Origin of the sequence: Streptomyces inhibens (genome assembly GCF_003389455.1) — a bacterium.
Classification (GTDB): domain Bacteria; phylum Actinomycetota; class Actinomycetes; order Streptomycetales; family Streptomycetaceae; genus Streptomyces; species Streptomyces inhibens.
In genome coordinates this window covers 1-20,038 of sequence record NZ_QUAC01000310.1, presented here as the reverse complement: position 1 = coordinate 20,038, position 20,038 = coordinate 1, and the positions used below count along the sequence as shown (strand labels likewise).

At 72.8% G+C, this 20,038-nt stretch carries 13 protein-coding genes; 12 read left to right on the top strand and 1 reads right to left on the bottom strand.

What is annotated here, in order from left to right; all coding sequences use genetic code 11:
• Positions 1–1,034: 1,034 nt before the first annotated feature.
• From DY245_RS33220 to DY245_RS33165, 12 genes are all read left to right on the top strand, one after another.
• Positions 1,035–1,640, top strand: coding sequence for a hypothetical protein (locus tag DY245_RS33220; RefSeq protein WP_147318391.1), 606 nt, complete (start codon positions 1,035–1,037; stop codon positions 1,638–1,640).
• Positions 1,641–1,739: 99 nt separating this feature from the next.
• Complete coding sequence (locus tag DY245_RS33215; protein ID WP_128510871.1) at positions 1,740–2,171, top strand: phage tail protein; 432 nt, start codon at positions 1,740–1,742, stop codon at positions 2,169–2,171.
• 31 nt (positions 2,172–2,202) lie between these two features.
• Positions 2,203–2,925, top strand: a complete 723-nt coding sequence (locus tag DY245_RS33210) for a CIS tube protein (protein ID WP_128510870.1) — start codon at positions 2,203–2,205, stop codon at positions 2,923–2,925.
• Positions 2,922–4,688, top strand: a complete 1,767-nt coding sequence (locus DY245_RS33205) for a VgrG-related protein (RefSeq protein ID WP_181923986.1) — start codon at positions 2,922–2,924, stop codon at positions 4,686–4,688. The genes DY245_RS33210 and DY245_RS33205 overlap by 4 nt, the downstream gene beginning before the upstream one ends.
• A 31-nt stretch (positions 4,689–4,719) precedes the next feature.
• Positions 4,720–5,157: a GPW/gp25 family protein gene (locus tag DY245_RS33200; RefSeq protein WP_244943425.1), complete on the top strand. Its 438-nt coding sequence runs from the start codon at positions 4,720–4,722 to the stop codon at positions 5,155–5,157.
• A gap of 3 nt (positions 5,158–5,160) precedes the next feature.
• Positions 5,161–7,239 carry a baseplate J/gp47 family protein gene (locus tag DY245_RS33195; protein WP_128510867.1) on the top strand — a complete coding sequence of 693 codons (2,079 nt, stop codon included), beginning with the start codon at positions 5,161–5,163 and terminating at the stop codon, positions 7,237–7,239.
• A 14-nt stretch (positions 7,240–7,253) separates the two neighbouring features.
• Entirely contained in the window at positions 7,254–7,784 is a 531-nt protein-coding gene (locus DY245_RS33190; RefSeq protein ID WP_128510866.1) for a phage tail protein, read from the top strand.
• A gap of 2 nt (positions 7,785–7,786) precedes the next feature.
• Positions 7,787–10,996: a putative baseplate assembly protein gene (locus DY245_RS33185; RefSeq protein ID WP_128510865.1), complete on the top strand. Its 3,210-nt coding sequence runs from the start codon at positions 7,787–7,789 to the stop codon at positions 10,994–10,996.
• Positions 10,997–11,020: 24 nt separating this feature from the next.
• A complete protein-coding gene (locus DY245_RS33180) occupies positions 11,021–14,620 on the top strand; it encodes a beta-propeller fold lactonase family protein (protein ID WP_128510864.1) in 3,600 nt (1,199 codons plus the stop codon).
• Complete coding sequence (locus DY245_RS33175) at positions 14,617–15,348, top strand: Pvc16 family protein (RefSeq protein WP_128510863.1); 732 nt, start codon at positions 14,617–14,619, stop codon at positions 15,346–15,348. The genes DY245_RS33180 and DY245_RS33175 overlap by 4 nt, the downstream gene beginning before the upstream one ends.
• Entirely contained in the window at positions 15,345–17,282 is a 1,938-nt protein-coding gene (locus tag DY245_RS33170; protein WP_128510862.1) for an ATP-binding protein, read from the top strand. Before DY245_RS33175 ends, DY245_RS33170 begins: the two co-directional genes overlap by 4 nt.
• Before the next feature lie 4 nt (positions 17,283–17,286).
• On the top strand, positions 17,287–19,497 hold the full coding sequence (locus DY245_RS33165) for an ADP-ribosyltransferase family protein (RefSeq protein ID WP_128510861.1): 2,211 nt from the start codon (positions 17,287–17,289) through the stop codon (positions 19,495–19,497).
• A gap of 6 nt (positions 19,498–19,503) precedes the next feature.
• Here the strand turns inward: DY245_RS33165 and DY245_RS33160 are convergent, their stop codons facing one another.
• A complete protein-coding gene (locus DY245_RS33160; protein WP_128510860.1) occupies positions 19,504–19,935 on the bottom strand; it encodes a hypothetical protein in 432 nt (143 codons plus the stop codon).
• Positions 19,936–20,038: the final 103 nt, after the last annotated feature.

Here is a 20,038-nt window from a genome sequence, read left to right as displayed (position 1 = left end):
GGCCCGTGTCCGTCCACCGACCTCCTGTTGCAGCGCTGATGAGGCTGCCCTGGGTTCCGGGCAGCCGGCTCCCGGGTTTCCGGCACGAGCTCGCCGCCTGGCGTCCGGCGCCCGCCGTGTCCGCGGCGGGGCGACTGCTGCCGCGCGGGGTGCCTCTGGGTGGGCGCGGCGCGGTGCTGGGGATGCCGCGCGGTGCCGGCTTCGGCGCCGAAAGCGGTGCCACGGGGGGCGCTGCCCTGCCGCGCCCCCCGTACAGACCGGCGTCCGAGGAGCCGGACGACCGCCCCGGCACGGCGCGCCCTGGCGGGGAGGCCGCGTCCACCACGCGTGGCTCTCTTCTGAGGACGGTACGAGGCACCCTGCGGGCGCTCCGTTCGGTGGGCCCCGGTAGTAGCCCCAGTGGTAGTGGTGGCGTACGCCTCGGAGTTCGCCGAACGGGGGCCCGGGCGCCGGGCGTTGGGGGGTCTCTGCCTCCGAAAACGCCACGGCCTGTTGAGGGCGTGCACGGGATGGGCGCGTACGGAGAGGTGGCATACAGAGAGGGCGCATCCGGAGAGGGCGCGTACGGACGGGAGTCGCCAGGGGAATCGCGGCCCCTGTCCACCGGGACGGCTCCCCGCCCTCCCCGACCGTTGCCCGCGGACCGCGGCAACCCGCTGTACGGGGAAGCAGCATCCGGGCCGCCCGTGTCGCCGACGCCGGTGGCGCCTCGCGTGGTGCCTCCAGCCGTGGCCCCCGCGGTGCCTCCAGCAGCGCCCCCTCCCCCACCGGTTGACCGGTCCTGGGCCCCCACGGCCGCCCCGTTCGGGGGAGCATCACCCGGTCCGCCTCCATACGCCGCCGCCGACCCGACGCCCGTGCACCGCACCACCCCTTACCCGCGCGCAGCCCCCGGGCCGCGCAAGGCCCCCGCTCCCCCCATCATCCCGATGCCCGCGCACCACGACGCCCCGTACAGGCCGGAGGTTTCTTCCGTCTCCGGACGGCCCGCGGAGCAACTCGAAGGGGCGGCCACTCGGTACGAGAAGGCCTGGATGCCTTCCGTGGCTGGCACAGACCGGCCCTCTCCGGAGTACGACGCTCAGGACGGCCCCGCTCTCGGGGTGACGCCCCAGGAGCCGACGATTCCTGGCCACATCCACCAGTCGCCCGCTCCCGACGGCCCCCCTCTCGCCTCAGATACCGCCGCACCCAGCGGTGCGCCCCCGCTCCCCACCGACGCCGCGCTTCCCCTGGCAGATGCCGTGCCCCTCCCGTACACCGCCGCCCCGCGCCCCGGGCAGGCGCGGCTCGGCGAACCGATGCGTCAACTGCCCGTATCAGCCGTGCCGTTCGCCTCGCCGCCCTCCGTGCCATCTTCCGAGCCGCTCGCCATGCCGGCCGCCCGGCGGCCACCGTCCCCCCACACCGACAGCCGCACGCCGACCCCGCCACCCACCCGAGCGAACCCTCACCCCATCACCACCCCGCCCCCCAATGGACCAACCCCTCGCCCCGACACCGCCGCCCTCGCACGGGACATCGCGCTGGGGCACGCCGATGTGCTCGCGGAGGCCGTGCTTCCGGAGCTGGAGCGGGCACAGATTCCGGTCTGGCCGGTGGCACCGGCCGCCCCGGGGAGCGACCGCGCCCCCCGGTGACCGCCCGGCGGGCGCTGCGCCGCCACCCCTCCGGCGTCATCTCCCTCCGCCGTCGCCCCCTCCCCGACACCTCCCTCCCCCGACACCGGAGCCGCCGCCATGCCGGACCAGCCGTTCGCCGTCAGCTCGATGTTCCAGCTCTCCATCGGGCCCCATGCACTGGGCGCGTTCAGCTCGTGCGACGGGCTGGGGTGCTCCATGGACGTGGAGGAGCGGGTCGAGGGCGGGATGAACGGGCGGGTGTGGCATCTGCCGACGCGGCTGCGTTACTCCAACGTCGTACTGAGCCGGCCGCTGACCCGGCAGACCACGCTGGTGTGGGCCTGGCTACAGCTCCAGGTGAACGAACCGGTCCGGATGCCGGGCCAGTTGGTGGCGCTGGGACCGGACCGCAAGCCACTGGTCAGATGGCTGCTGGACGGGGTGCTGCCGGTCCGCTGGAGCGGGCCCTCCTTCGATACGGAGCAGTCGCAGGTAGCCCGCGAAACCCTGGAGATCGCCCACAACGGCTTTCTGGAAGTCCTCTTCTGACCGCTCTCACCCACGTCCCCGAAAGGACCCCATGCCTACCCTGCCCCTGGGAGGCGCTCCCGTACGAGCCGTCCTGGTGATCTACGATCCGCCGGCCGGCACCGGGAACACGCCGGGCCCCGAACACGCCCGCGTCAAGCTGCACTTCAACCCCGAGCGGATCGCGGTGACCAAGGCCGCGAGCTGGAAGCGCGGCAGGGCCCCGTCCAACGGCTCGGCGGCCCGCGCCCAGTTCGTGTCCGCGCAGCCCCGCACCATGACCCTCGATGTGTTCCTGGACGCGCCGGGCAGCAAGGGCGGCGTGCAGGAGCAGGTCGAGCGGCTGCTGAGCTGCTGCGTGCCCACCTCGCAGAGCGTGGCGGCCAAGCCGGCCTCGGCGCCATGGGTGCGGCTGGAGTGGGGGCGCGCGCAGACCACGGCCTTTCTGGCGCTGGTGACGCAGGTCAACGCCACCTATACCCGGTTCGGCACGGACGGTACGCCGCTGCGCGCGGAGTGCACGGTGACGCTGGAGGAGGCGGGTGGCTCGCCCGCACGGCAGAACCCCAGCTCGGGCGGTGACGGCCCGGTCGGCACGCACCGCCTGGTCGCGGGTGACACGCTGCCGGGTCTCGCCTGGAAGGCGTACGGGGACCCGACGCAATGGCGCGCCATCGCCCGCGCCAACGACCTCGACGACCCACAGGGCGTCCCGCCGGGGACGGTGCTGGTCCTGCCGACGCTCGAAGAGCAGGCCCCGGGGGGTGCGCGATGACGGTCAGGGCCTACGCCGCCGAGCCGGTCGTCTCCTTCGGCGGCACGCCTCTGCAACAGGCGTGGCACGAGCGGCTGGTGAACGCCGTCGTCGAGTCGGCCACGCATCTGCCGTCCACAGCGGAGCTGCGCTTCAGCGACCCCGACCACCAGCTGCTGTCCGCGGCCCGTATCGCCGTCGGCCGCGCGGTGACGGTCGCGGTGGCGGCGGAGCGGCGCAGGGCGCGGGCGACGGTCTTCGACGGGGAGGTCACGGCGCTGGAGGCGGAGGTGGACGCGGCGGGGTCCTTCACGGTGGTCCGCGCGACGGACCGGGGGCACCGGCTGATGCGGGGCCGGCGCGTGGCAGCGTATGTGAACCGTACGGTCGCGGAGATCGCCGCCGAGGCGGCGGCGCGGCACGGGCTGCGGACCGGGCGCATCGAGGCCGAGACCGCGCGGGTGCCGCATCTGGCGCAGCCCAATCTGACCGACTGGGAGCTGCTGGCGCACCTCGCCGACCAGCGGGGTCTGCATCTGGCGGTGGAGGGTTCGGAGCTGACGATGCGGCGGCTGCGGCCCGCTTCGGAGGCGCCGGCGCCGTCGACGGGCGCGGACCGCAGCCCGTTCGTGCTGCAGTACCGCGAGAATCTGCTGTCGCTGCGGGCCTCCGTCAGTTCGGTGGGCCAGGTGGGCGCCGTGGAGGTGCGCGGCTGGGACGAGGGGGCGAAGGCGCCGGTCGTGGCGAAGGCGTCGGCGACCGACAGCGTGCGGGTGCGGATCGGTGCCTCGCCCGGTGAGCTGGGGCGGGCGTTCGGCGGCAAGGGTGGGGAACTCCTGGTCGCCGGGCGGCCGTACACCACGGCGCCGGAGGTGGGGGCGGCGGCGAACGCCCTGGCGGCGGATGCTGCCGCCGCCGTCGCCGGGCTGGAGGCGACGGTCGCCGGTACCCCGCAGCTGCGGGCCGGGTGTCCGGTCACCGTGAGCGGCACGGGTGAGCCGTTCGCCGGGCGCTATACGACGACCGCCTGCCGCCACACCTTCGACGGTGAGCACGGCTATCTGACGCAGGTGCGGGTGGGCGCGCTGCCGCCGCCGGTCGTACCGCATCCGCCGCCGCTGTGCGGGATGGGCGTGGCGGTCGGGATCGTCACGGATACCAAGGAGCCGGGCCGTGGCCAGCGGGGCGCCGTACGTCTGCAGCTGCCGTGGCTTTCCCAGGACTATGTGACGGACTGGGTGCGCACCGTGCAGTGGGGCGGCGCGGGCGGGGGCGGGGTGGTCAGCCCGGAGGTGGGCGACGAGGTGCTGATCGGGTTCGAGCACGGACGGCTGGACCGGCCGTACGTGCTGGGCGGGCTCTACAACGGCAAGGACGCGCCCACCGATCACGGTCTGCCGCTGGTGGATGCCAACACGGGCCGCGCCAATCGGTGTTCGGTCAGCTCGCGGTCCGGCGACCGGCTGGAGCTGCTGAGCGCGGCCAAGGGCCCGCAGGGCGTCCGGCTCACGTCCGGCGACGGCAAGCTGAGCGCGCATCTGGACCGCAAGGACACGGCCATCACCCTTGAGGCCGGTGAGCCGGGCAAGGGGCTGAAGGTCTCGCTCGACGCGCCCGAGCGGAAGATCACCATCGACGCGGGCGCGGACGGCGAGGTCGTCATCTCGGCGGGCAAGGTCACCCTCCGGGCCGGGGGCGAGTCGATCACGCTCGACAGCGGGGGGACGCTCACCATCGGCGGCACCACGACCAAGATCACCGGTAATCCGGTGGACATCAACTGACCTCCGGATGTGGCTCGTTGGGAGTGAGTACGTGAACGGCACAGACACGGCGGGCGGCGCCCTCACACCGGGCCTGGACGCGAGCGGGGTGATCGGCGCGGGCTGGTGCTTCCCCGGCGCGCTCACCCACACCGGCCGGGTGGCGCTGGCGTCCGGCACGGACGAGGTGGAACAGGCCGTCCGCCTGATCCTCGGCACCGCGCCGGGCGAGCGGCCGATGCGGCCCGAGTTCGGCTGCGGTATCCACCGGCTGGTCTTCGATCCGCTGAACGCGGGCACCGTGGCCCGTGCCGACACCGAGGTGCGGCAGGCGCTGGAGCGCTGGGAGCCGCGTATCGAGGTGGACGAGCTGCGGTTCAGCACCGATTCGGAGGTGGACGGCGTGCTCTACATCGACATCCGCTACCGGCTGCGCGCCACCAACGAGCCGCGCAATCTCGTCTTTCCCTTCTACACGCTGCCGGAGTGAACGATGCCCGAGCTGCCCCTCCCCGATCTGGACGACCTCCGCTTCCAGCCGCTGGTGGACGCCGCGAAGCGCGCGCTGCCCGGCCGGGCGCCGGACTGGAGCGACCACAATGTCTCCGACCCGGGCGTGACGCTGATCGAGGCCTGCGCCGAGCGCGTGGACCTGCTCCTGTACCGGGTGGCGCGGATGACGCCGGCGCAGCGTGACCGGCTGCTGCGGCTGATGGGCATCACACCGGTGCCCGCGACGCCGTGCCGGGTGCGGGTGCGGTTCAGCGACACCGTCGGTGTGCAGGAGACCACGGTTCCCGAGGGGACCGAGCTGAGGTCGGAGGGTGAGCCGGCCGTCGTTCTGCGTACGGTGTCGGAGGTCAAGGTTCCGCGGGGCGGCTCGGCAACGGTGGAGGCCGTGGAGCAACCGGAGGAAGTCCGCGAGGTGCTGGGCACCTCGGCCCAAGTCCCCGCCCAGCGCTTCCGGCCCGCACGCCGCCCGTGGTCGCCGCCCGTCCCCCTGCCGGAGCCGCCGGCCTCGCCGCTCACCTCGGTCACGGTCGAGGGGCGGGTGTGGGCTCCCGTACGGAGCTTTGCGAAGGCGGGCGACCGGGAGGAGTGCTACTGGTGGGACGAGGCGACGGGCGAGGTGGTGTTCGGGCCGCTGGTGCCGTTCGCGGGCAGGTCCCGGCAGATCGGCGAGGTTCCGCAGCAGGGCGCCACGATCACCGCCGAGTACACCGCCTGCCGGGGCACGCTCAGCGAACTGCCCCCGGGCACACCCCTGTACGGAGCGGCCGGGGTGCCGTCGGCGAAGGCCGACCGGATTCTGGCCGCCGGTCAGGACGCGGAGACCTGGCGGGAGGCCCTGGACCGGGCGGCGCTCGGCCTGGCGCCGCTGCGCCGCGCGGTGACGGTGCAGGACCACGAGCGGCTGCTGTCCGAGCATGCGTCGCTGGTCGCCCGCTGCCGGGTCAGCGCCACGGTCCGCCCGGCCGACACCACCGTCCCGGCGGGGCTGCTGGCGCCCCCGCGCCCGGTGCCGCTGTCCACGTGCGCGGTGCCCGTACGGCCGGAGCAACAGCCGTGGGCCGTGCACTACTTCCCCGGCGACACCGGTGTGGTGTACAAGCGGGTGCTGCTGCTGGACGGCAGCGAGCAGACGGTCTCGGGCGACGAGCCTCCGGAGTTCGCGAAGACCAAGGTCGACGCCGTCCTCCACCTCAAGAACGCCGTCGACCGGCTGTGGTTCGTCGGTGAGCGGTGCGCATGGGGGGCCGCGGCGAGCAAGCTGATCTCGGCGCAATTCCTCGGCCTGCCCGAGGAGTTCGCCCAGGATCTCAACGCCGTCGCGGCCCTGCCCGTCCCTGACGCGGACGATGAGTACGAGGTGTTCCTCTTCAAGGGGGAGGCGTTCTACCACCGGCGCTACAAGTATGCGCCGGGCACGCTCTTCCCCTCCGTGGGCCGTGGCGTGCGCTCGCTGATCGCGGAGTCCTTCCCCGGTCTGTCGCCCGACTGCCAGCGCTCGCCGGATGCCGTGGTGACCGTGGGCGAGGTCTTCTACTTCCTCAAGGGCCCCAGGGCCGAACCCGCCGTGTGGCATTCGGAGGAGGCCGCGCTGCGGGTGCTGCTCGTGCCGCCCCTGCCCTCGGCCTCCTCTCGTGCCCTGACGGAGGACGAGTTGGCGGTGCCGCGGGCGGCGCTGGAGGAGACCAAGGCCGTTCTCTCCGGTGCCCGGCTGCTCGGTGAGCGCCTGCACGCCGGTCCGCCGGACTACGCCGGCTTCAAGGTGAAGGCCACCGTCCACCCGTGGGCGCGGAATGCCCAGGCGGTCAAGGACGCCGCCGTACGCGCCCTGTTCGGCTACTTCCACCCCACACAGGGCGGGCCGGACGGGCAGGGCTGGGCCTGGGGACGGCGGGTGCACGCCGGGGATGTGTTCACCGCGCTGGAGAAGGTCCCGGAGATCCGTGCCGTCGGCGACGCGCAGGTGACCGACAAAGAGGGCGCCACCCGCCCCGCGATCGAGGTGTCGGACAGCGGGCTCGTCCACCTGCTGGACGTGGACATCACCGTCGAGAAGAGCTGAGGGGCGGCACCGTCATGCCGAAGAAGCACCAGGACGCGCCGGCTGTGGAACCCGTGCCGCTGCCCGCCGTGTACGCGCACGACCAGGTGACCCGGGCCTTCGCCGACGGGGTCGGCGCGGCGATCGGCCCGGTCGGCGGTCTGCTCGACCGGCTGGAGGAGGTCCTCGACCCCTGGCGTGCCCCGCCGGCCTTCCTGGACTGGCTCGTCCGCATCACGGGCGCGCGCGTCGAAACGGACTGGGACGAGCGGCAGCGGCGTACCGCCGTCGCGCTCGCGCCCTGGCTCGCCGCGCACCGCGGCCGGCCGTACGCGCTGCGGCGCGAGGCCGAGGAGATCTACGGCTGGCCCCCGGAGCGGCTGCACATCTCCGATCCGGGCGGGGTCTACGAGGGGAACGAGAAGCCGCCGCCCGGCCGGATGCTCACCGTCACCCTCCAAGTGCAAGGCCGGCGCGAGGACTTCGAGCTGCCGCTGTTCCGGCTGGTGGCAGCGCACTGTCCCGCGCATCTGCCGTTCAAGACCGAAGTCACCGGAGGCGCGTGACGATGACACTGCCGATGCCCGAGTACGACGGCCGCAGCCGCGCGGACATCACGGGCGCCGCGGCGGCCTCGGTCCGCGCGGCGCAGCCCCTGTGGGCGGGCCGGGACCGCACCGATCCGGGGCACGCGCTGATCGAGACCTGCGCCGACATGGTGGAGGCGCTGCGCGACCGGTTGAACCGGGCGCCGGACCGGCACCGGCTGGAGCTGCTGCGGATGCTCGGCGTCCGCCCGTACCGTGCCTCGGCCTCCCGCGCCGAGGTGCTGTTCCAGCTCGCGGCGCCCTCGCCGGAGCCGGTCCCGGTCCCGGCGGGTGTGGAGGTGGCCACGCGGCCGGTGGGCGCGGAGGAACCGGTCGTCTTCAGCACGGTGTGCGAGGCGCTGGTCAACCCCTGTGTGCTGGTCGCGGCGGGCCGGTTCGCCGAGAAGGGTGCGCAGGGCGGTGTGGTGCACGGCTCGCTGACGCGGTTCGGCGCTCCCGGACGGGATGCGGTCGAGCCGGGCGGGCTGCCCTTCGCGGGGCCGCCCTTCCACCTCAACCTCCCCTACTTCGGGGACTATCCGCTCAGCGCGGACACTCCGGTGCGGCCGCCCTCCGTCGCCACGTCGCCCGGCCCCGACGTCACGCTGGCCGTGCTGTCGGTGCCGGTGCCCGACACCCGCGTCACCTTCGAGGTCGGCTTCGGCAAGGGCCTGGCAGAGGAGAAGGAGGTGTGGGAGGCATGGCAGGGGTCGCACTGGGCCCCGTGCACGCTGGTGGCACACACGGTCGGCGAGGACGGGACGACACGGATCACGCTCGACATCCCCGCCACCCACGCCCCCGCGCGGCTGCTGATCGACCCTTCCGGATCCGAACATGACGCGCGTCCCTGGCAGTTACGGGATGTCGGGCTCGTCAGGCGCATTCCTCAGGTCGGGCCGGTGTTCCGGCATGAACCGGCCTCCCTCGCCCTGCAACCCGTGCTCACCGTCAAGGTGCCCGCCGTGCAGGCGTGTCTCGTCCAGGACGAGGAGCTGGGCCGGGCGACCGGCCAGGCCGGCGAACGCTTCCGCTTCGCGCACCCTCCCCTGCTGCACGCCACCGACACACTCACCGTCGAGGCGCTCGGCGCGGACGGGGCGCGGGGGCGGTGGTCGCACGTCCCCTCGCTGGCCGCCTCCGGCCCCGACGACCGGCACTTCACGCTCGATCCGCGCACCGGAGAGGCCGTGTTCGCGCCGGTCACCCGCACCGGACGGGGCCTGCGCCGGCACGGTGCCGCACTGCCCGAGGGCTCCCTCGTACGCGCTCCGCGCTATCTGACCGGCGGCGGCACGCGCGGTAATGTGCCGGCCCGCACGGTCACCACGCTGCGTACGCCGCTGCCGTACGTCTCGGCCGTGACCAACCCCGCGCCGGCCACCGGAGGCACCGAGGAGGAGACATCGGAGGCGTACGCCCGGCGGCGGCCGCTCGGCTCACCCGTGCCCGAACGGGCCGTCACCCCGCTCGACTACGAGGAGCTGGCGCTGGCCGCCTCGGCGGGGATGGCGCGCATCCACCATGTGCGCACCGTCACCGACAACACGCTCGATCCGGCACGGAACCTCCTCTTCGCCAAACCGGCCGACACCATGGTCGAGTTCACGCTGGAGTCGGACACCTCGTCGGTTCTCCAGGACACCGAAATCACCGCGGCCGGCATGGTCTTCACCACCCAGGACGAGGCCACCCGCACCGGCGCCGCGCGGGCCGGGGTGGCGCCACTGCACCTGGATTCGACGGTGACCGGTGCCACCGATCTCTTCACAGCGGGCGACTACCAGGCGCAGGGCACGGCGAGCGGCGCGTTCCGCCCGGGCGGCAAGCTGGTGCTCTGTCTCGTCCACATCCCGGGGAGCGTGGCACCGAAGGAACTCGCCCTGTGGGTCAAGCCGAACACCGACGTCCCCGGCCGCCGCCTGGCCCTCTCCGTCTTCCTGCCGCGCACGGGCATGCCGTGGTGGAACCCGGACGCACCCGCGGCGTACACGTCCGTGACTGCCGACACGAAGGTGCTGGGAGGGGCTTTTCCGCTGCGGCTGGGCGCCTCGCCCCGCTGGCGTCCGGAGGACGATCCGCCGGAGACCGAGATCGACAGGGCCGTGGCCGGCCACGGCAGCTTCCCGCCCCTGCGCGGGTCGTGGCTCGCGCTCCAGATCCACGACCCGTCGGGGGACGAGACCACCACGTACGAGGTCCACTTCGATGCGGGCACCACGGGCGAGGTGAAGGCGCTGCAGTACGCCCTGGTCGACGAGCCGGCGACCGCCATCTCGGACGAAACGCCGGGCCAGGTCTTCCAGCTGTTGCAGCCCAAGGTCTACGTCGCGCCGGAGCAGGAACTGCCCGAGGTCGTGGTGGGCACGGACACCTACTGGACCGCGGTGGACTCCTTCCACAACTCCACGGTGAACTCCCAGCACGTCGTGATCAACGCCCTGACCGGCCAGGTGCACTTCGGACCGAAGGTGGGGAAGGACCAGCACGGCGCCGTCCCGGGCAAGGACCTGCAGATCTCCGTGGAGCCGTACAGCACCACGCTCGGCGCCGGCGGCAACGGCGTGGAACGGGGTACCGCGTGCACGGGTGTGCCGCCGGGCATCGTCTCCGCGCGGATCACCAAGACATCGGCGAACGGCAGTGACGGCTACACCGACACCAGTGGCGGTACCTTCCAGGCGGGTGTCCGGCTGCGGGTGATCCCGGCCGTCACCGCCGACGAGCGCGGCTGGTTCCCGTTCCATATGCTCACCCCCACCCAGGATGCCTGCGACACCCTGCGCAGAGCGCTGCGGGCCCGGCAGCCCGCAGGGGTTCCGGTGTGGCTGGAGACACCGCGCTACGTGGGCATCCGTATCGAGGCCCAGGTGCGCCCCGCCGACTACCAGACGGCGACGGAGCGTTCGGAGCTGGCAGCCGCGGCGGAAAAGGCTCTCTACCGCTGGTTCAACCCCGTCGACGGCGGCCCGGACGGCACTGGCTGGCCGCTGGGGCGGCCGGTGTACGCGGGCGAGGCGTACCGCGTGCTGGAGCAGGTGCCGGGCCTCGCGTGGGTCGCCTCGGCGGCGCTCTTCCAGCTCGAACCGACCGCGGGCGGAGGCGGCACGCGGGCCGAGACCATCGCGTTCGCCGACGACCAGACCGTCTACTCCGTGGAGCACCGCGTCACCGTCGCGGAAACCCCCTGACCCCGTCCCGGAAGGAAGGCACTCATGGGCCCGGCAGTGCAGCGCATCCTCGCCGTCGACTGGGCGGCCGACAAGCTGGTGATCGCCGTGCTCGATACGGACGGCACGGTGCGGGAGGTCACCACACCTCCCGTAGGAGCGAACCCGCGTGCGGTGGCGGCCGATTCGGCGGCAGCCACGGCGTATGTCGCCAACCACACGGACAATTCGTTCTCCGCGGTCGACCTGAGCACGGGGTCCGGCACGCCGAAGAGTGCGCCCGGCGCACCGTGCGCGGTGCTCGCGGGGCTCGCCGGGGACCAGGTGTGCCTCGCGGCCTGGGGCGACAGCAAGGTGTACCTCCACACTCCGGGTACGAACGACACGGTGCCCGTCGACGTGGCCGCCGGGCCGTTCGCGCTGGCGGCGGCCCCCGGAGCGGAGTTGCTCTGTGTCGCGCACGACAAGGACGACGCGGCGGCGAAGCTGCTGAAGATCGTCAAGCTCGGCACCGACGACCCGCCGGCCACCGTGCACCTGCCCGGCCCCGCCCGCGCGCTGGCCGTCGCCTCTTCGGGAGCGTACGGCTATGTGGCGTGCCGGGGTGCGAGCCCCGCCGCTCCGGGCACCGTGGCGGTGGTGGACCTGGCCCGCGGCCTGCACTCGACCCCTGCGGTGGGCCACGAACCGCTGGCCGTGGCGGTGAGCGGCGCGGGCGACCGCATCTGCGTCGCCAACGGCGGCTCGGCCTCGCTCTCCGTCGCACCGCTCACCGACGGCCACCCCGGCACCTTCACCACACTGCCGGTCACCCCACAGCCGCACACGGTGGCCTTCTCACCGGACGGCACCCTGCTCTATGTCCTCAGCCGGACCACGGGCCTGCTGACCGCCGTGCATCTGGGCACCGTCGGCGGTGTGCTGAGCGGCACCCGTACGGATGTCGCCCTGGGCGCCGCGGTACCCGCCTCGGTCGTGTTCGGGGCCGACGGCACGCACGCGTACGTCACCGATCAGGCGGCCGGCAGGCTGATCCCCGTGCGGGTGGGGCCCACGGTCGCGCAGCGGGTCGGCACCGGGGCTTCCTCCCGCCCCCGTTCCGTCTGCGTGACGCCGAAGGGCGACTGGGCGGCTGTCGCCGACTCTGCGGCCCACCGCATCATGGTGAGTGACCTGTCCGGCGACTCCCCGGGCGAGCCGAAGCCCATCCCGCTCCCCGGGGACGCGGAGAAGGTGAAGCCTTGGGGCATCGCGACCAGCCCCGTCGACACACAGACCGTTGTCTGTGCGACCAGCCCGGAGTCGGACCAGCTCTTCAAAGTCACCCCGAAAGCGGGCCAGCCCTTGGGCGGGGACGTGGACGTCACGGCCACCGCGCTACCGAGCGGCGCGTCCCCGCGCGGGGTCGCCGTCACCCCCGACGGCAGATACGCGCTCACGGCCAACTCCGGCGGACAGTCGCTCTCACGGGTGGACCTCCACGGGGGAATGTCGACCATCGCGGAGGACGTCGTGCGGTGCGCGGAGCCCGTCGGCGTGGAGATCGGCGGCGTCGACGGCGACACCCTCTACGTCGCGGACTACCGGCCGCCGGGCAACGGGCATGTCTCCGTCCTGAAGCGGCGGAGCACGGAGTGGGAATGGACCGGCAACATCACCGCCGCCGAGGGGATTCTCTCGGGCCCGCACGAACTCGCCCTGTCCCCCCAAGGCAGATTTCTGTATGTCGCCAGCTACGACAACGGCACCATCGCGGTCTTCGAGTCGACGGAAGACGGCTGGGCAGCCCGTGAATCCATCAAGCCGAGCGGGCTGGTCAACCCGTACGGGCTGGCGCTGTCCTCCGACGGGAACTACCTCTACGCCGCATGCAAGGACACAAACCGGGTCACCCAGCTCCATTCCGAGGACGGCGGCCTGACCTTCACTCACCAGTGCTGGCTCAATTTCCCGCGGCTCAACGAGGGCAAGTCCTCGGCCTCGCTGACACTCTCCAAGGACAGCACGTACCTGTACGCGAGTCATCAGACGCAGGGCTTTGTCCACGGCATCCAGGTGCCCCAGTCGTCGAACACCCCGCTGATTCCGCTGCGGGGCAACAACCCGGAGCTGAAGGGATCGCGAGGCATCGTCTGCCGTGGCGATGAGCTGTACGTCGTCAGTGCGGCCGAGCACGGCGGGCAACGGGCCCTGACCGTCCTCACGCTCGACCCGGAGGACCCCCTCACGGTCACCGAGAACGCCCGGCCCACACCCCTGCTCGACGCGGAGCCCTGCGCGATCGCCGCCCGCCCCGACGGTCCCGTCTACATCACCAACTTCAGGGACAAAACCGTCTCCGTGCGCGGGGATTCGGTCACCACCGTCGCGCTCGCGCCGGCGGAGGGCTGCGAGCCCGAGGAGGTGGCATGCACCTCGGACGGCGCCTACGCGTACGTCACCGACCGCGCCACGGCCCGGCCCGTGGTCCACTACCTCTCCCCCTCCGCATTCACCCCCGCCTCCCTGCCCGCCCCCGCCCCCTCGGCGGGTGTCGCCTGTGCCCCGGACGGGCTGCGGGCGTATGTCGCTCATCCCGGCGACAACAGCATCTCGATCCTGCGGCGTTCGGCCGTCCTGACCGGTCCCGCACGCCCGGCGCAGCGCGCCGCCTCCCGGACCGTCGCGCAGCACCCGAGTGAGCCGTACGCCTATGCGCTGGTCACCGAGGAGGGCGCCGGCAGCCTCCAGGTCATGTCGCTGGCGGACGCCTCCGCGCCCGTGGAGATGGCGGGCGCGACGGTCCCCCTCTCCGGGGACGCCGCGGCCGGCCTCACCATGACGCCGGAGGGAGAGCGGATCTACGCGGTCGGCGCCGGAGGCACGCTATGGGTCCTCGCGACCGACTCCGCCGAGCGACCGACGCTGGCGCGCACCCTCGATACCGGCCTCACGGCGGTGTGTGACCTGGCCACCGGGCCGGGCGATCCGGCGCATCTGTATGTCGCCACGTATGAGAAAGGCCAAGGCTCCCTCCATGTACTGGAGTTGGGGCCCACGGGTGAGGCGGTGGTGGCCCGTGCGGACGCCGGGATCGCGCTGCCGGGCGCGGGCCGGCCGCACTCGCTGTGCGTACATCCGCTCGGTGGTCACGGCTTTCTCAGCACCGCGGGCGAAGGGGTGTACGTCCTGGACCTCACCGACCCCGCTCGGCCCTCCCTCGGCGGAAGGGTGGCCGCCGGCGCGGGGTCGGTGGACTTCCCGTCCGGCTCCGACGAGGCGCTGCTCACCCAGGAGGACGGGGTCAGTGGGATCAGGCTGGGACCGCCCGAGCTTCTCCCCCGCGCCTGGACGGGCCTCGCGGCCCCCTCGCGGCTCGCGGTCTCCCCCGATGGCCGGGAGGTCTACGCGACCGCCGAGGGCGGCGACACGGTGCAGGTCATCGACGCCGGGACGGGCATCGTCCGCTTCACGCTCAAGGCGGGCCAGGCCCTCTCCGGTCTCGCCGCACACCCGGACCCCGCGAAGCGGCGCCTGTATGTGGCGGACACGGCCGGGGAGCAGTTCCTCGCGGTCGACACCGGGATGCACGTTCCGGGGGCCGTGACGGACGTGGGCATGGATGTGCGGCAGGCGGTTCGGGCGGTTTCCCGGGAGGCGAAATGATCCAGCTCGTCGACGCAGCGCTGGAGGACCGCGTACGGGAGGGCCTGGGCCGGCCCGCCGGGCTCACGGTCGAGTTCACGCCCCCGACCGGAGGCAAACGTCCCGGGGAGACGCCGGGTACCAAGACCGTCGGCATCTACCTCCACGACATCCGCGAGGACCTGGACCGCCGCCAGACGGGCACGGTCAACCTCTACAGCGACGACAAGCCCGACCCGCGGAAGGTCGCGCACCACGATCCGCCCCGCTATGCGCGGCTGTCGTATCTGGTCACGGCCTGGACCTCGGACCCGCGGCAGTCCCACCAGATGCTCGGCGATCTGCTGATCGACCTGGCACGGGACCGCGAGTTCGCGGTCCAGCTGCCGGAGTCGCTGGAGGCGATGCGGCTCTCCGCCCTCCTCGAAGTGGGCCGCCCGCCGATCGGGGAACGGGCGCTGGCCGAGCTGTGGAGCGCGGTCGGCCACTTCCTCCAGCCGGTGCTGAATGTGACGGTCGTCCTGCCGCTGCCCACGCACATGCCCGCGTTCTACACCCACTGGGTGACCAAGAACCTCGAACTCCCCGACAGCCGCATCGAGTTCCCCCTTCCCACACCCCCGCCGCACTGGAAGAAGTGGCCCCCGAAACCGAAACCGAAGCCGAAGCCCCAGCCGCCGTCCACGTCCACACCCACGTCCACGCCGCAGCCTCCCGCCACCGGGTCCGGTACGGAGGAGGGCACATGACGGCCACCGCCCCGGCCGCGGCATACGGACGCGACGAGACGGAGGCCCGCCCGCTCCTCGCCCGTCTCGCGCTGGTCCAGTCCCGCATCCAGCGGGCGGTGACCGCCCGGGCCGAGTGCGATCCGCAGCCCCCCGACGACCCGTTCCGGGGGTTGTATCTGTCCGACGAGCTCGCCCCGCACATGCTGCGCGGCACCTCCGCACCGCTGCCGCCGGACGAGGGCGACGCACTGACCGCGGCGGCGCTGGACGCCACCGAGCAAGAGGCCGAGGAGGCCGGGCGCACGGTGCCGCTGCGCCGGCTCGCCGCCCGCTTCGGACTGTCGGAGCTGGAGCGGGATCTGCTGCTGGTGGCGCTGGCGCCGGACCTCGACGCACGGGTCGAGCGCTGCTACGGCTACCTCAACGACGACATCACCCGCCGCCGCGCCACCATCGGACTGACCTTCGTGCTGTGCGGTCTGCCCCCGCACTCCGTACGGGGGCGGGCCGCGCTGGATCCGGACGGGGCGCTGCGCGCGGGCGGACTGCTGGAGATCGAGCCGGGCGAGGAGGGCTCGCGTCCGTATTTGACGAGGGCCCTGCGCGTGCCGGACCGGGTGGCCGCTCATCTGCTCGGCCACGACGAGCCCGAAGTCCTTCCCGGCGCGCTCCGCGGTGTCGCCCAACTCACCGACTGCGGAGGCCCGTTGGGTAAGCGGGACGGACCGCCCCTGTACCTGCGCGGCGCCTCGGCCCGTACGGAGCATCCACGCTCCGGAGGCGGCCCCGTGATCCGGCTCGATCTGTCCGGGCTCTCCGGTGGCGCGCACACGCCCGACACCCTCCTGCGGGCCGCGGCGCTGGAGGCGCGGCTGCGCGGCGTCGGGCTGGTCGCCGGGCCCGTGGAGGCGCTGGCCGACGGGGGTCCGTACGGCGTACGGCAGTCGCTGGTGCCGCTCACGGCGCCGCATGCTCCCCCGCTCCCCCTGACACTGACCGGCGCCCGGCCGTGGGACCCGGACTGGTCGTGCCCGGGGGCAACGGCGCCGGTCGAGCTGCGCCCGGACGGCAGCGCGGTCCCGGCGCGGCTCGACCGGAGCGCCTGCCGCAGCCGGCGCGGTGACGGCGCGCTCGGCCGGATGTCGCGGCATGTGCGCCCGGTCGCCGGCTGGGCGGATCTGGTGCTGTCCGCGCAGCCCCGGGCGCTGCTGGAGGACCTGGCCCGTCGGGCCCGCCACCGGGAACGCGTGCTGCTGGACTGGAAGCTACGGCCCGGGGGCGGGCGCGGGATCGGGGTGAGCGCCCTGTTCAGCGGGCCCTCCGGGACAGGAAAGACGCTCGCGGCCGAGGTGGTGGCGGGCGATCTGGGCCTGGATCTGTATGTCATCGACTTGTCGACCGTCGTGGACAAGTACATCGGCGAGACGGAGAAGCACCTCGAAGCGCTGTTCACCGAGGCCGAGCACACCGACGCCGCGCTGCTCTTCGACGAGGCGGACGCGGTCTTCGGTAAACGCGCGCAGACGGTGGACGCGCACGACCGGTACGCCAACACCTCCACCGCCTATCTGTTGCAGCGCCTGGAGACCTTCAACGGGCTGGCGCTGCTCACCACCAACATGCACGCCAATATCGACACCGCCTTCCTGCGCCGCCTCGATCTCGTCGTACCGTTCGCCTCCCCCGACGCGCCCGAACGACGTGTCCTGTGGGAGCGCTGCCTGGGCACCGAGGTCCCGCGCGCCCCGGGGCTCGACCTCGACCTGCTGGCCGAGGAGTTCGACCTGTCCGGGGGCGCCATTCGCTGCTGTGTGCTGACCGCCGCCTATCGCGCCGCCGAGTCCGGACGCCCGGTCGGCACCGGCGAGCTGCTGGCTGCCGTACGCGACGAATATCTCAAGCTCGGCCGCTATCTGGACGAGAGCCGGTTCCCGTCCCTCCAGGAGGCGTGAGTCCATGAACCCGACCGGCGCACACACGACAGAGCCCGAGCCCGTCGCCGGCCCGAGCCACATCCCCGACCCGGCCCCCGCGCCAGTCGCCCCGCCCCGCCCCGCGCTCGCCCCGGTGCCGGCTCCGCTCCGCGTACCCCACGCTCACGAGCGCGCGCGGCGCTCACCGCGCTGGCAGTCGGCCACCACGGAGTACGAGCAGCGGCTCGGTGTCGCGCTGGAGCGTGCGCCCGCCGTGCGGCGCGTCGCCCAACTCGCCGTGCTGCGCCTCGCCTCGGTGCTCGGCCAGGAATTCACCCCGGAGCGCGCGGCCGGCGCCTTCTTCAAGGACGACCCGTCCAGCGCCGGCCAGGTCGGCACCGGAGGCGACCTGGGCGCCCGGCTGCGGGACGCCTGCGCACCCGGCTCGGGCGCCACCGTGCGCCAGCTCATGACGGCGTTCTACAACGCGGCGTACTACAAGTACGGCCAGCAGGCCGAGAAGCCCGACGACGAGCGCGAGGTGTCGTTCAAGACCCTTCTGCACCGCGTCGTCCTGGACGGCGACACCGCCCTCGCCGACCGGCTGGGACTCGACACCCCTGCGCTGCGCGGCTATCGCGCGTATCTGCTGAGCAAGGACCGCAAACGGCTCAAGTCGCTGCCGGGCATCCCTGCCCACCTCTTCGCCGACGATGTCTTCGCGCTGGGCAATCTGCCCGCCCGGCACGGGCTCGGCAAGGCGGTCTCCATGGGCCGCAGTCAGTGGGGCCGGACCGAGCGCCCCGATCAGCAGACGGGGCCGGGAAAGCCCACGCTGCGCGAGTACGACAGGCTCGGCATGCCGTTCAGCGAGGAGGAGTTGGCGTACCTGGAGGAGAATCTGAAACCCCTCACGGTCTCCGGGCTCGACCACGACGAGCAGGGACGCCTGCAACCCGCTTCCCTCACGGTCACCCCGGACGCCATGCGGGCGGCGCGGCTCGACCACCGGCTGCCGGGCGCCGAGTTCCCGCTGCCATGGACACCCGGCGCGGCCATGTACGCGATGGATCCCTCCGCCCTCTGGTACCGCAAGCACGACAAGCACGGTGTGCCCCTGGTGGCGGGGATCTCCGGGACCACGACCAGGATGGTCAGCGCCATGCACTGGCTCCGTCCGCCCGCGGGCGAGGACCGGCAGCTCGTGGAGCGGCAGTTCTTTCTCGCGGTGGTCGCCTGGATGCTGCCTACGCGGGACCACTCGCTCTACGAGATCCTGCGCGGCGCCAAGGCCGCGGGGCTCACCGGCCTGGCGGATCTGCCCGCCTCCTCCCAGGACGCGGTGGGCATGTACCGCGCCTTTCATGTCTTCCTCCGCGAGACCCTTCCGGGCACCGCGCTGCCCGAACCTCCGCATGCGCAGCTTTACTTGGACCTGGCGAAGGCCGGCCCGGAGGACGACGGACTGATCACCGTGGACAAGCGGATGGTGCGCGCCGCCCGTGCGAGGCGCCGGAAGCTCGACAGGCAGGGACATCACCCCGCGCTCACCGAGCCGTATCTGCTCGCCCTGGAGCAGTACACCGGCGGCAGCCACCAGCTCATCAACCGCGTGCTGTCCTGGCGTGCATTGCCCACGCTCGGCACGCGCCTCCTGGCGGGCGAGATGATCGGCCCGCTGAAGGAGGACCAGGTCGCCGAGATCCCCTTCGCCACCTGGCGCGACCCCGAGCTGAAGCGGCGCATCGACGCCTATACGGCGCGCGACCTCGACGGGGTCGCGTCCAAGCGGCAGACCAAACGGCTGCTGGACGCCATCCAGAGCCGTATGGAGGCACTGTCGGAACGGCTGAGCGAAGAGGGCCAACTGCACGCCGACATGCTCGCCGAGGCGCTCTCCCATCTGCCGCCTGTCACCGGGACCGTCTACCGCGCCGCATGGGAACCCTTCCACCAGGGCGCACGGCACACCTTCGCCCCCTTCGGCAGCACCAGCCGCGACGACGAGCAGGCCCTGGAGTTCCTGCCGCTCCAGCGCCCTCCGGTCGGCGGGCGGAGGGTGCTCTACCACGTGAACCTCACGGGCCGCAGCGGCCGCGACATCGCGGAGTTCTCCAAGCACCCGGACGAAGAGGAGGTCCTTCTCCTCCCGGGTGCGACGTTCACGGAGACCGGCCGTTTCAAGGGCCTGATCAAGCAGATCAAGGGCAAGGACTACACCTACGACTACGTATTCCTCACGGAGACGGGCTGAGCGGACTCAGCCCGCGTTCACCGGCCTGGGCATGGGGAGACGCAAGAACTCGGCGTTCCCGGACGTCGGGGGTGTGGGGTCAGAGCCCTTGTCATTGCTGGCCGCGACGCTGACCGTGTACGTATACGCCAGCTTCGTCCTGCCGTCATCGATCACGAGGGGCAGGCCCCCTTTGGTGTTGCTGTGGGCGGCCTTGTGCGCCGGCATCAGATGGAACGTGAGGGTTCCTGTCCCCTTCACGGGGAACAGAGGCCGGACATAGTCGGCCGTCACCGGAGCCATCCCCTCGATATCGGTCGGCACACAGACGTGCGGACCGCAGGCGGTGAACCTCCCCGTGCCCTTGAGCGGCACGATCAGAGCGGGAGGGAGCCAGCTCGCTCCCTCAGGCGGGAGGACGACGAGCTTGTCGCCCTCCCTGACCACCGGATACGCCACAGCCCTCCCCTACCCCGCGCCCTGTCCGGCGATCTGTGCGATCGAGAAGTGCACGAACTCGGCGGGACGCACCGGCGCAACCCCGATGTCGCAATGCACCTCA